This window comes from Clostridium culturomicium, from assembly GCF_000821305.1.
Taxonomy (GTDB): Bacteria; Bacillota; Clostridia; order Clostridiales; family Clostridiaceae; genus Clostridium_J; species Clostridium_J culturomicium.
The window spans coordinates 428,884-441,665 of record NZ_CCXK01000016.1; the positions used below are offsets into that span (position 1 = coordinate 428,884).

Annotated in this window: 12 protein-coding genes and 1 other RNA gene; 2 read left to right on the forward strand and 11 right to left on the reverse strand. The window is 32.6% G+C overall.

Annotated features, from left to right (window positions below; translation table 11 throughout):
- Positions 1 to 30: 30 nt before the first annotated feature.
- Positions 31 to 396, forward strand: coding sequence for a C-GCAxxG-C-C family (seleno)protein (locus BN1075_RS11335; RefSeq protein WP_040193251.1), 366 nt, complete (start codon positions 31 to 33; stop codon positions 394 to 396).
- Between the two features lie 20 nt (positions 397 to 416).
- Positions 417 to 758, forward strand: coding sequence for a rhodanese-like domain-containing protein (locus BN1075_RS11340; RefSeq protein WP_042387229.1), 342 nt, complete (start codon positions 417 to 419; stop codon positions 756 to 758).
- 67 nt (positions 759 to 825) lie between these two features.
- Here the strand turns inward: BN1075_RS11340 and BN1075_RS11345 are convergent, their stop codons facing one another.
- The 11 genes from BN1075_RS11345 to secD all read right to left on the reverse strand — a co-directional run bounded on the left by BN1075_RS11345 (position 826) and on the right by secD (position 12,687).
- A complete protein-coding gene (locus BN1075_RS11345; RefSeq protein ID WP_040193252.1) occupies positions 826 to 1,467 on the reverse strand; it encodes a helix-turn-helix domain-containing protein in 642 nt (213 codons plus the stop codon).
- 246 nt (positions 1,468 to 1,713) lie between these two features.
- A non-coding RNA gene (gene ssrS / locus BN1075_RS22565) (6S RNA) lies at positions 1,714 to 1,895 on the reverse strand.
- 219 nt (positions 1,896 to 2,114) lie between these two features.
- The gene (gene aspS, locus BN1075_RS11350) at positions 2,115 to 3,917 is read right to left on the reverse strand and encodes an aspartate--tRNA ligase (RefSeq protein ID WP_040193253.1); all 1,803 of its coding nucleotides are present in this window, start codon (positions 3,915 to 3,917) and stop codon (positions 2,115 to 2,117) included.
- A gap of 111 nt (positions 3,918 to 4,028) precedes the next feature.
- Complete coding sequence (locus BN1075_RS11355; protein WP_040193254.1) at positions 4,029 to 5,477, reverse strand: coproporphyrinogen III oxidase; 1,449 nt, start codon at positions 5,475 to 5,477, stop codon at positions 4,029 to 4,031.
- A gap of 27 nt (positions 5,478 to 5,504) precedes the next feature.
- Positions 5,505 to 6,110, reverse strand: a complete 606-nt coding sequence (locus tag BN1075_RS11360; RefSeq protein WP_040193255.1) for an MBL fold metallo-hydrolase — start codon at positions 6,108 to 6,110, stop codon at positions 5,505 to 5,507.
- Positions 6,111 to 6,182: 72 nt separating this feature from the next.
- Positions 6,183 to 6,632, reverse strand: a complete 450-nt coding sequence (gene dtd / locus BN1075_RS11365; protein WP_040193256.1) for a D-aminoacyl-tRNA deacylase — start codon at positions 6,630 to 6,632, stop codon at positions 6,183 to 6,185.
- A gap of 18 nt (positions 6,633 to 6,650) precedes the next feature.
- Entirely contained in the window at positions 6,651 to 8,819 is a 2,169-nt protein-coding gene (locus BN1075_RS11370; RefSeq protein ID WP_040193257.1) for a RelA/SpoT family protein, read from the reverse strand.
- A gap of 104 nt (positions 8,820 to 8,923) precedes the next feature.
- Positions 8,924 to 9,442 carry an adenine phosphoribosyltransferase gene (locus tag BN1075_RS11375; RefSeq protein WP_040193258.1) on the reverse strand — a complete coding sequence of 173 codons (519 nt, stop codon included), beginning with the start codon at positions 9,440 to 9,442 and terminating at the stop codon, positions 8,924 to 8,926.
- A 109-nt stretch (positions 9,443 to 9,551) separates the two neighbouring features.
- A complete protein-coding gene (locus BN1075_RS11380; protein ID WP_040193259.1) occupies positions 9,552 to 10,400 on the reverse strand; it encodes a DHH family phosphoesterase in 849 nt (282 codons plus the stop codon).
- Between the two features lie 147 nt (positions 10,401 to 10,547).
- On the reverse strand, positions 10,548 to 11,438 hold the full coding sequence (secF, locus tag BN1075_RS11385; RefSeq protein ID WP_040193260.1) for a protein translocase subunit SecF: 891 nt from the start codon (positions 11,436 to 11,438) through the stop codon (positions 10,548 to 10,550).
- The gene (gene secD / locus BN1075_RS11390) at positions 11,431 to 12,687 is read right to left on the reverse strand and encodes a protein translocase subunit SecD (RefSeq protein ID WP_040193261.1); all 1,257 of its coding nucleotides are present in this window, start codon (positions 12,685 to 12,687) and stop codon (positions 11,431 to 11,433) included. The genes secF and secD overlap by 8 nt, the downstream gene beginning before the upstream one ends.
- Between the last annotated feature and the right edge of the window lie 95 nt (positions 12,688 to 12,782).

The following is a 12,782-nucleotide window of genomic DNA, read 5'->3' on the forward strand; positions in this document are numbered from 1 at the left end:
TAAAAACTTTATTTTGAAAGGATGACAAATATGACAAAACCATCTATATATCATAAACAAGGCTATAATTGTGCAGAAGCAATTTTAAAATCATATAACGAAGAATTTAATACTTCTATTCCAATAGCTTTAGGCAGTGGAATGGGGACCGGTCTTTCCGTTGGAAGTATCTGTGGTGCTGTAAATGCAGCTGTAATGGTACTAGGCTTTATTAAAGGAAGAAACTCTAACGAGGTTACAAACGAAGCCCGAGGCCTCTCTAAAGAATTAATGCAAAGAGTTAAAGAAAAATATAGTACGGAGATATGTTCAGATTTAAAAAGAAACAAAATAAGCTGTGGTGATATTATAGATTTCTCTTACGAAGCTTTAAAAGATCTTTTACAAAACAAATAAATTCAAGGAGGACTAAATAAATGAGCTTTTTTTCTGAACTATTTGGTAATAGCAAATATAAAAATATAAATGAAGATGAATTAAATAAAATATCAAAAGAGAACAAAGATGCTTTAATTATCGATGTGAGATCAGTTGGTGAATTTAGAAATAGACATATTCCTAAAGCTAAAAACATACCTGTTCAGGAACTATCTTCAAAAATTCACACATTAGATGCCTATAAAAATACAGATATAATATTATACTGCGCTTCTGGTGCTCGAAGCTCAAGCGCTGCAAAGCTCTTATCCAATAATGGCTTTAATCATATATATAACTTAAGTGGTGGTATATCTAAATATAAAGGACAATTAAAATAATTTTTTATAGAGTAACTTAAATAACTCCCCTTGAGAACACAAAATTTCTTAAGGGGAGTTTATTATTTTAACTTCTTATTTCAGCTTTTAACCTTTTAATTTCTCTTAAAGCTTCATCCACTAATTCACCATTTAATATTCCGTAATCCTCTTTTAATATTTTAAGCTTTTCCTTATTAGCTTCTATTGATTTATCATACTCCTTTTTTATCTCATAAGCTTGTGCTAAGGCTTCTGCCATCTCTGGATATCTCGGTTTCTCCTGCTTATCTAAAGCTGTTTTAAAGTCCTTTATAGCATACTCAGCCGCTGTCTCCTTAGCTCTATCTCCCTTATGGTTATATAGCTCAGCTAAAAGGTATAATGCCTTAGAAGACTTCCTATCCTCTTTTAAAAGGTCTAAAAGGAATTTTTCAGTTTCAAGAAACTTTTCTTCTGATATATACCTTTCATTTTCTATCAGACTATCTATTCTTTTTAATTTATCCTCATTAGTTAATTTAAAAAGCTCGTCTATTGTTACTCCAAAATACACTGATAGCTCTGGTAAAAGCTGAATATCCGGAGCTGTAGCTCCATTCTCCCACTTTGAAACTGCTTGATAGGATATGCCTAAGAAACTAGCAAGCTCTTCTTGTGTAACGCCCTTTTCATTTCTCAGCGCTTTAATTTGTTTTCCTATTAAAACTCCATTTATATTTCCTCCCATAAAGGCTTAAATTTTATTTTCTAATCGATTAGCATAATTAAATTTTAGACTTTATAATATACTTTTACAATAACTAGTAATTTTAGAATAACTCAACTAATAGGTGAATTTCACTTTTAAAAATATCTTTACTTATCTAATTTCATAACAACAAGTATGGCTGCAAATCGTATAAATACCATTAAAGCACCATAAAAAAGAGAGTAAGTACTTTACAGTATTTACTCTCTTAAATGTTAAAACTATTGATACACCGCCATGCCGTCTCCATGGTATATTTGAACCCTGTCTACCAGGGGTGGAATCGCCTCATTACATCTGGTACCAGTCATAAAATGACCGGTCAACACTTCGTAACAAGAGCATCAGCCACAATGCGAAAATGTTGGCTCAACATAGACCACTTCATACGCACACAGCAGAATAATCTTTAATCATATTATATAGCAATCCTTCGCGAATTGCAAATAAAAAAATTGAAAATAAAAGAATGTATCAATAGCTTTATAATCATAGTATATCCGGAAATGTGTCATTTATTCTTGTCTACTATTAGTATATGCTGGTAAAAAAAATTAGTCCTTAAGATACCCTATCTTAAGGACTAATTTTTTGTTATAAAATCATTAATTTATGGTAAACCGATTTTATTGCTCTTCTTTTTCAGCTTTCTCTACCTTGCTGATTTCTATTCCAAGATCAACAAGCTGCTTATTATCAACAACATTTGGAGCCTCACTCATTGGACAGTACGCATTTTGGTTTTTAGGGAAGGTAATAACATCTTTAATGTTATCTGTTCCTGCTAAGAACATTACCATTCTATCAAGACCATATGCAAGTCCGCCGTGTGGAGGTGGACCATATTTGAAGGCCTCTAATAAGAATCCAAATCTCTCCCATGCACTTTCATCACTGAAGCCAAGAAGGTTGAAGATTCTTTGTTGAAGATTTGTATCGTGAATTCTAATACTTCCTCCACCTAACTCTTCTCCATTAAGAACTATGTCATATGCCTTAGCACGAGCTTTTCCTGGATCGGTTTCTAAAAGTGATAAGTCTTCATCCATTGGCGCTGTGAAGGGATGGTGAAGAGCAACATATCTCTTCTCTTCTTCATCATATTCGAACATTGGGAATTCAGTAATCCAAACAAAATTAAATTCATTGTTTCCTTCAAGAATTCCAAGTTCCTTAGCAAGCTCTAATCTTAAAGCTCCTAAAGCTTGAAGTACAACACTATCTGCATCAGCAACCATAAGAACTAAATCGCCTACCTCTGCTCCTGCAGCCTTTAATATGTTGTTCATTTCTTCCTCAGAGAAGAATTTAGCTATTGGAGATTTAATTTCTCCTTCTTTATATGCTATCCAAGCAAGTCCTTTAGCCTTGTAAGTTTTAACGAACTCACCTAACTTATCAATTTTCTTTCTTCCCATATCTGCACAGTTCTTAGCAACAATAGCTCTAACAGAACCACCATTTTCGATAGCTCCTTTAAATACAGCAAACTCTGTTCCTTTAACTGTTTCAGTTATATCTTGAATTTCCATTCCAAATCTTAGGTCTGGCTTGTCACTACCATATTTGCTCATTGCTTCTGCATATGGCATTCTTCTTATTGGAAGTTGGATGTCTATACCTTTAACTTCTTTGAATACTCTTTGAAGTAAGCCTTCATTTAAAGCTATAACGTCCTCTTGATCAACAAAGCTCATCTCTAAGTCTATTTGTGTAAACTCAGGCTGTCTGTTTGCTCTTAAATCCTCATCTCTGAAGCATTTAACGATTTGGAAATACTTATCGTATCCAGAAACCATTAGAAGCTGCTTGAATATTTGTGGAGATTGTGGAAGCGCATAGAACATTCCTGGATAGTTTCTGCTTGGTACAAGATAATCTCTTGCTCCCTCTGGAGTACTCTTAGTAAGCATTGGAGTTTCCATTTCTAAGAAGCCCTGCTCATCTAAATAATCTCTAACAATCTTAGCTGCTCTGTGTCTTATCATTAGAATTTTCTGCATATCTGGTCTTCTAAGATCAAGATATCTATATTTTAATCTAAGATTTTCATTAGCATCAAGATTTTCTTTTATGTATATTGGTGGAGTTTCTGATTCTGAAAGTATTTTAATGCTTTCACACTTCACCTCAACCATTCCTGTAGGTAAGTTAGTATTTGGAGATTCTCTTCTTATAACCTCACCTGTTACAGCAATACAATACTCTGATTTAACTAAATCTGCTTTTTCAAAAGCCTCTTTATTTATTTCTTCGCCAAATACAAGCTGTAATAATCCTGTTCTGTCTCTTAGGTCTACAAAAACTAGACTTCCTAAATTTCTTTTTCTTTGAACCCAACCCATTACAGTGATTTTTTCAGATATATTAGATTCTCTTACTTCACCACACATGATGGTTCTCTTAAGTCCATTAAGTGATTCACCCATGTAAATTCCTCCTGTTAAAAATTAAATATAATTTACAATAAATATTATCCATCAATAGGGATGGTTTTTCAATAATTTAATGGGAACAACTTCCCGCCATTCTCTTAAATTCTAATATAAAGTATTCAAAAGTGCTATCTTTCTTTCTATCATTTCATCGACTCTGCTATTGTACTCCTTAACATCTTTAACATTAGCAAAGCGCTCTAAACGATTTTCATCTAGGAATACTACCTTTGATACCCCATCAGCACCAAGAGCAATAATGGTCTGTTTTTCTTCAATCATTTGAATGTTATAAATACAGATTTTTTCATCTCTGCAATATCCCACATTCTCCATGCTTCCAACCATATTCTTTTGTCTATACATGTAATATGGTTTCATTCCCATATCCTCTGAAAGCTTTTTAGTAGCTTCGTACATAGCATTAAGCTCATCTTGCTCAGGTACCTTATGTGTAATGTTATTTATCATATTCTCATAAAGCCTTGAACCTCTTTTTACTGATAAGCCATGGATTGTAAGATTGTCTGGATTCATTTCTAAGATTCCGGCACAGCTTCTTTTAATATCCTCTAGATTTTCTCCTGGAAGACCAACAATTAAATCCATATTGATATTATCAAAACCAAGCTCCCTTGCAGTTTTAAAGCACTCATATACAGCTTCAGTATTATGATTTCTGCCAATAAGCTTTAAAGTTTTATCATTTAAAGTTTGAGGATTTATGCTGATTCTGTCAACCTTATATCTTTTCATTGACTCCAGCTTTTCTTTAGTAATGCTATCAACTCTTCCGCACTCTACAGTAAATTCCTTTACTTCATTGCCTTCAACAAAAGCATGGTATATCTTACTCATTACTTCTTCGAACTCTTCATTATTAACAGAGGTAGGTGTTCCTCCACCAAAGTATACTGTTTCAATCTTTAAATTTTTACTTTTTACATATTCACTTATTGAAGCTATTTCTTTAGATAACGCTTCAATGTATTCCTTAACTAAGGATTTAGCTTTTCCAATAGGATTTGCTGTAAATGAACAGTAAACACATCTTGTAGGACAAAATGGCATACCAACATAAATACTTATGGTATTTGTGTCCTTATTCACAACACTCTTCTCGTATTTTGCAACATCTATACAAAGTTGTGCCTTTTCCCTTGAAGCTTCATGTCTTTCTTTAAAGTGTGCTATAACAGCTTCCTCATCATATCCTTTTTCCAAAAGATCTAAGGCCTTCTTTGATGGTCTTATCCCAACTAAAGTTCCCCACGGAAGTACCTTTTGCGTTCTTTCTCTTAAATATATAAATATGCTCTTCTTAATCTCCTCTGAAGGCTTACAGCCTTCGTTGATTTCGTAATTAAAAACTTGCTCATCATCTTTACCCTTAATAAGAACTCTGTCCCTCTCTATATCGATAGCTAGGTCCCAATCCTCGTCACCGAAGTCTATATCAATAAAGCTGAAGAATAAATTTATCATTAAAAACACATCATATCTGTATTTCATATCACTAAGCTTTATTTTTATAGCTTTTATATTGTTTATCATTTATATCATATCCTTATTGTTTATTAACTATCTCATGAAAGGATTCATAAGCTTTTCTCTATTAATTGTACTACTTGGTCCATGACCTGGGTGAACAGCCACTGTATCAGCTAAAGACATAAGTTTAAATTTTATGCTATGAATAATGGTATCATAATCTCCACCTGCTAAGTCAGTTCTTCCTATAGAACCTGCAAATAAAGTATCTCCAGTGAATATATCATTTTCAACTAATAAGCAGATTCCGCCTGGAGTGTGTCCTGGTGTCTCTATAACAGTCATAGTATGACCTCCAAATTTAAGCGTGTCTCCATCCTTTAAAAGAATATCTGCACCGCCATCTGGAAGTGGTCCATAATACATTGCTCCTTTTAAAACCATCTCATTATCTTCAAATCCAATTGCTACTGGTGCTCCCACTATACTCTTAAGTTCTTCAACACCTGTAGTATGGTCAAAGTGACCATGAGTTAAAACAATATATTTTACAGTTGCTCCAAATTGATTTAAGGCTTTACATATATCATCTACATCTCCACCTGGATCTAACACTACTGCTTCTCTTGTTTCTTCGTCAAATACTATATAACAATTAGCTGCATTAACTCCAGCCATAACTCTTTTTATAATCATACTATCATTCTCCTATTCAACCTCTAAAACCTTGTAAATAAAATCTATTCTAAAATTCTGTCTAGGATACTATTAAAAGTCTTTTTTACTTTCTAATAATAAAGTTACAGGACCATCATTGATAATTTCAACCTTCATATCTGCTCCAAATTCTCCTGTCTGAAGGTTTGGCACCTCTTTTCTAAATGCTTCAACAAGTTCATTATAAAGTTCAACGGCTTTTTCTCCGCCTTGAGCCTTCATAAAATCTGGTCTCTTACCTTTTCTACAGTCACCATATAAAGTAAATTGCGATATAACAAGCAGTTCTCCGCCTATATCTTGAAGTGAAAAATTCATTCTCTCAGCTTCATCTTCAAATATTCTCATTCCAAGAACTTTTCTTACAATGTAATCTATATCTTCTTTTGTATCTTCTTTGCTGATTCCAACTAAAAGGTTAATTCCTTTTCCTATTTCCCCTATAACCTTATTATCAACTTCAACTTTAGATGATTTAACTCTTTGAACTACTGCTCTCACAATAACACTCCCTCTTCATTAATACTTCTTTCTATAAACTTCAGTTACATCCTGAATCTTTCTAAGTCTAGCTAAAATTTCTTTTAAATGCTCTATACTAGTAATATTAACCTTTAATTCTATGGTAGCCAAGCCATATCTATTTGTGTTTGCACTAATAGATAAAATATTAACCTTCATGTTTCCTAGAATTTCAATAGCTTCAGTGAGTATCCCCTGTCTGTCTTCTGCTTTAATTTCAATATCAGCAGTGTAACGGTCTTTACTAGATTTACCCCAAGAAACATCTACTATTTTATGTGGCTCTGTCTCTTGTAATGCTATTATATTTTTACAGTCACTTCTATGAATAGATACACCTTTTCCTCTAGTTATATATCCAGTTATGTTATCTCCAAATACGGGGCTGCAGCAACGTGCAAATCTAACCTGAATGTTAGTCATATCTTTAACTGTTACCCCTGAATCATTAGTAACCTTTTTCTTTTTATTAACTTTTTCTTCTTCAACAAAGGTTAATTCACTTATTTTAAGTTTCTTAGAGTGCTCCTTATCATAAGCATCCTTAAGCTTTGTAAGCATACTTGCTGGATTTATATCTCCAATTCCCACTCCATGGTATAAATCTTCCATGGATTTAAGATTATATCTTCTTATACTTTTTTCAATTATATCTTCATTGAAAATCTGACTAAAGGTGCAATTTACCTTTTTACACTCTTTATCAATAATTTCTTTTCCTTTAGCGATGGTTTCTTCTCTATTTGCTTTTTTAAACCATTGTCTAATTTTACTTTTTGCCTGATTGCTTTTAACAATCTTCAACCAATCTATACTAGGTCCTCTTCCATTAGTTGTAGTAATAACTTCAACTATTTCCCCCGTCTTAAGCTTATACTCAAGAGGCACAATCTTACCATTAACTTTTGCTCCAGCACATTTATGGCCAACGGCCGTATGTATTGCATAAGCAAAATCTAAAGGTGTTGATTCATATGGAAGAGGAATTACATCTCCCTTTGGTGTAAATACAAAAACTTCATCAGAAAACAAGTCGATTTTAAAACCTTCCATGAATTCTTCTGCATCTGCTGTTTCACCCTGCCATTCCAGCATTTCTCTAAGCCATGAAAGCCTAGAATCAAGTGAATCATCCTGACTATTTTCTTTATACTTCCAGTGTGCTGCAATACCATATTCTGCAGTTCTGTGCATATCAAAAGTTCTTATTTGAATTTCGAAAGGCTTTCCAAAAGGCCCTATCACTGTAGAGTGTAATGATTGATACATATTAGGTTTAGGCATTGCTATATAATCCTTAAACCTACCAGGTATAGGCTTATACATTGTATGTACTATTCCAAGTGCAGCATAACAGCTACCGATGTCCTCTACTAAAATCCTCACTGCTGTTAAATCAAATATCTGGTCAATAGTTTTGTGGCTCTTAATCATTTTTCTATATATACTATAGAAATGTTTAGGTCTTCCCTCGATATCTGCTTCAATTCCGCCCATAGTAAGGTTTAATTTAAGTTGAGATATAATATGGCTTATCTGCTCTTCTCTTTCAGTTCTTTTTTCTGCAATAACTTTCACTAAATCATAATATTCCGTTGGCTCTAAGTATCTTAATGCTAAATCCTCAAGCTCCCACTTAATTTTAGAAATACCAAGTCTATGTGCAAGCGGTGCATATATGTCTAAAACCTCTTTAGCCTTTTCCTTCTGATTAGCTTCTGGCATATATTTTAACGTTCTCATGTTATGTAGTCTATCTGCAAGCTTAATAAGTATAACCCTAATATCCCTTGCCATGGCAAGAAGCATCTTACGAACATTATCCGCCTGCTGCTCTTCTTTAGTCTTATACTTAAATTTACCAAGCTTAGTAACACCCTCAACAAGATTTGCAATTTCTACTGAAAACAAGTCACAAATCTGTTCATATGTATATTCTGTATCTTCAATTACGTCATGTAGAAGCCCTGCAACTATGGTTGAAGTATCGAGCCCAAGTTCTGCAAGAATACAAGCAACCTCCACTGGATGGATAATATAAGGCTCTCCTGACACTCTTTTTTGATCTTTGTGGGCATTCATTGCAAGCTCATAAGCCTTATTTACTAGGTTTATATCTACATTATGACAATTGCTATTAATTTTTTCTATCAATCTATCAATCATCGTAATACACTCCTAAAACTAAAGGCTGGTTATAAAGAACCAGCCATCTATTAAATCTCTTAATAATTATATCTTAGAACCTCAATTATTGCAATTTACCTTTATTAGAATTCGTAATCTATAACAGACATAATATCGTACCCTGCTATTTTATCTCTTCCATTTAATCCTGTTAATTCTATTAAAAAATCAATGGCAACAACTTCTCCACCTGACTGTTCTATTAACTTAGCAACAGCAGCAACCGTTCCTCCTGTCGCAAGTAAATCATCAATAATTGCAACTCTTTGTCCTGGCTTTATTGCATCCTTATGAATTTCTAAAGTATCACTACCGTACTCTAAATCATATGAGCTTTGGATAGTTTCAAACGGAAGCTTGCCTGGCTTTCTAACTGGTACAAACCCTGCTCCTAGTGCATAAGCAACTGGTACTCCAAATAAGAATCCTCTTGCTTCAGGTCCAACAATTATATCTATGTTTTTATCCTTTAAGTGATTTTTAAATATATCTATTGCTTCTTTTAAAGCTTCTCCATCCTGTAATAATGTCGTTACGTCTTTAAAGCTTATTCCTTCCTTAGGAAATCCCTCTATTACTCTTACCTTCTCCTTTAAATCCATCATTATTCCTCCTACCGACTAAACTAAATATTGTTTTAGTCTCAATTAAATTATATATTAATATTTATTGCTTATGCAATACCTTGAAGGAGACAATTGCCATACTTAGCTAGTTCTCTTTCCTTCTCATAAGCTCCTTATATAAATACTTAGAAATTTGTTTTGCTCTATAACTATCATTTGTAGTAAAAAGCTCAACTATTATCCTTGCATTATCTGGATTATTCCTTGAAATCATCTTCGGAAGCAAAGTCTTAATTCCCTCATCATAAAATTCCATTGAATCTCCATAACTTTTTTGATGCTCTTTCATTAATGCAATTACACCATAATTATTAGTCAGCTTAAGCATTTTTAAGCCTTCTTCCACAAAGAACTTATTTTCATCCTTAATTTCAACACCTGTTGTAATTATACCCATCATTACTAAATCTAAGTACTTTTTTATAGAACTTATTTTATAATAATCAGCAATTACTTCTACAAATTTATATATTAAAGAACAAGCCGTAAACTCTTTAAATGGATAGTTACACTGTGGTTGTGCTGTATTAATTGTAATACAATTATCATCTTCTAACACATAATCATGATAATCCGTCACTATAACGTCAATATTGTTCTTTTTACATATCTCTAATTCTTCTCTAGAATTAACTCCGCATCCAACTGTTATTATTAAACTGGCACCAAAACAAAGGATATTTTCCTCAACGTCCTCTTTAATTAAATTTCGATCTTCTCTGTATGTGCTTGGTATAAAATATTCTACATCACTATTTACATATCTTAAAACTAACATTAGAAGAGAGATGGCACATATGCTATCGAAGTCATGATAGCCATATATAACTATCTTTTCCCTCTCATTGATAGCCTTTACGATTCTATTTAATGCAATATTCATATTTCTTAAATAAAGTGAATTACTCACTTTGCTACTTAAATTATACTCCATATGCTCTCCTCCAAATTAATAGAAAACACATATATTATAATTTAAATCAGGCAATAATACAAATAATTTCTCATAAAAAAGGTGAAAAACATCGTAAAATGTTTTTCACCCTCGAAATTTGTCCATATTTCATGGTTTTTACTGGTTTTAAGCTACACCATTACTAATTTTAGCCTTTTTTTTAGCTTTAGCATTTTTAAATATTACCCATAATGGAGAAGCAATAAAGATTGATGAATAAGCACCACTTGCTATACCAATTATTAAAGGTAATGAGAATGGTCTTATAGCTGGTACAAATATAAATAGACAAGTAATTGTTATTAAAGTTGTAATAGATGTATTTATACTTCTAGTTATACAAGCTTTTATACTCATATTAGCAACTTCTGCAGGAGAAGCTTTTAAGTGCTTCTTACGATTTTCTCTGATTCTATCAAATACAACTATAGTATCGTTTATAGAATATCCTACGATTGTAAGTATAGCTGCTATAAATGGAGTATTAATTTGTATCCCTAATACGGCATATACAGCTAAAGTTACTAAAATATCATGAAGAAGAGCTATAATAGCTGCCATGGCAAAACTGAACTCAAATCTTATAGAAATATATATAAGCATTCCTATACTTGCAACTATAACTACTAGGAAAGCATTATTTTGAAGTTCTTTTCCTACAGTAGCTCCAATTGTTTCTGTTTGATAAGAACCATCTTCTAGAGAATACTTCTCAGTAATTTTGCCAATAAGACTACTTACTTGAGTTTCATCTAAAACGCCTTCTTGAATAACAATTTCTAATTCTTCACCATCGTTAATTACTTTTGAAGAGTACTTTCCAGCTGCAAACTCATCTATTATTTTATCAACATCACCTTTAACAAAGTCTTGATTCATTTGAACAGTGATTTGTGTACCGCCTTTAAAGTCTATACCATAGTTTAAGCCTTTGAACATCATAAAGCCAACGCCAATAAGTATTACCACTAAAGATATAGAAAACCAAATTTTAGTTTTTTCTATTATTTTATTCATTGCTTTTTCCTCCTTTGATACCAAAGTGAGATGCTTTAGTAATAAATCCTGCTTTTACAGCACAATTCATAAGGAATCTAGTTACAAATAGAGCAGTTACGATACTTACAAGAATACCTATAAATAAAGTTGTAGCAAAGCCTTTAACTACACCTGTTCCAAGGAAATATAGTACTAATGATGCAATAATTGTTGTTATGTTAGAATCTAGGATTGAAGATAATGCTCCCTTATATCCTGATTCAACTGCTGTTGAAATTGATTTACCAAGTCTAAGCTCTTCCTTTGTTCTTTCAAAAATTAACACGTTAGCATCAACAGCCATACCGATTGTTAAAAGAAGTGCTGCTATACCAGCTAAACTTAAAACAACTCCTGTTTCTGCAAATATAGTTAATATAATACAACAATATAATGCAAGTGATATAGAAGCCACAAAACCTGGTCTTCTATAGAATACAGTCATAAATAATACTACTAATGCAACTCCTATAATTGAAGCTTTTTTGCTTAATTGTAAAGATTCAGCTCCTATAGTAGGTCCTACTGTTTTAGCTGATATTGCCTCAACTTTTACCGGAAGTGCTCCAGAATTTATGATATTTGCAATTTTATTTGCTTCTTCTAAAGAAGACATTCCTGAAATACTTGCTTTTCCTTCTGTAATTACAGATTGAACTGTTGGATTAGTTAAAGTCTCTTCGTCCATTTTAATTGCAATCTGCTTTCCTAAAAACTCTTCAGTTGCATTTTTGAAAGCTTCTTTACCTGTTTCATTTAACTCTAAACTCACTAAGAATTTACCGTCTGAATCCATATATGCTCCTGCTTCCTTAACATCTTTTCCTGTTAAGATAGTATCTCCATTTGGATCTACAAATGTTAATTCACCAGTTTTAGCTATAGTTTCGATAACCCCATCAGTATCAAATTCACCAGGAATTTCGATTTTTATTCTCTTTTCACCCTCTTGGCTTACTTGTACTTCCTTAACTCCTTCTGGATCAATTCTCATCTTAATTAGTTCCATAGTTCTTGTAACTGCTTCGTCATCAACGTTATCTTCTTTTATTTCCATTAAAAGCGAAGTTCCTCCAACTAAGTCTAATCCCTTATCGATGTTGCTTCCAAAAGTTTTAATTCTATAATCGCCTAAATTAGCTCCAAAAAGCCCTAAATATGCGAACATAGCAATTAATACTGCACAAATTACTAGTATCACTCCACTTTTTACGCTTTTCTTCTTCATGGTTATCCCCTTTCCTGTTTTTTATTAAAATATTTTTCTTAATAGTCCTATCAATTATTTATTTTACATTTATTTCATGTGTAAAATCAAGTGAA

Excerpts from the sequence above, each read along its gene's own strand:
- secF (WP_040193260.1), bottom strand. The coding sequence starts at position 11,438 with ATGAATAAAATAATAGAAAAAACTAAAATTTGGTTTTCTATATCTTTA.
- BN1075_RS11370 (WP_040193257.1), bottom strand. The coding sequence starts at position 8,819 with ATGATTGATAGATTGATAGAAAAAATTAATAGCAATTGTCATAATGTA.
- BN1075_RS11340 (WP_042387229.1), top strand. The coding sequence starts at position 417 with ATGAGCTTTTTTTCTGAACTATTTGGTAATAGCAAATATAAAAATATA.
- BN1075_RS11335 (WP_040193251.1), top strand. The coding sequence starts at position 31 with ATGACAAAACCATCTATATATCATAAACAAGGCTATAATTGTGCAGAA.
- BN1075_RS11355 (WP_040193254.1), bottom strand. The coding sequence starts at position 5,477 with ATGATAAACAATATAAAAGCTATAAAAATAAAGCTTAGTGATATGAAA.
- BN1075_RS11360 (WP_040193255.1), bottom strand. The coding sequence starts at position 6,110 with ATGATTATAAAAAGAGTTATGGCTGGAGTTAATGCAGCTAATTGTTAT.
- aspS (WP_040193253.1), bottom strand. The coding sequence starts at position 3,917 with ATGGGTGAATCACTTAATGGACTTAAGAGAACCATCATGTGTGGTGAA.
- BN1075_RS11375 (WP_040193258.1), bottom strand. The coding sequence starts at position 9,442 with ATGGATTTAAAGGAGAAGGTAAGAGTAATAGAGGGATTTCCTAAGGAA.
- secD (WP_040193261.1), bottom strand. The coding sequence starts at position 12,687 with ATGAAGAAGAAAAGCGTAAAAAGTGGAGTGATACTAGTAATTTGTGCA.
- BN1075_RS11345 (WP_040193252.1), bottom strand. The coding sequence starts at position 1,467 with ATGGGAGGAAATATAAATGGAGTTTTAATAGGAAAACAAATTAAAGCG.
- BN1075_RS11380 (WP_040193259.1), bottom strand. The coding sequence starts at position 10,400 with ATGGAGTATAATTTAAGTAGCAAAGTGAGTAATTCACTTTATTTAAGA.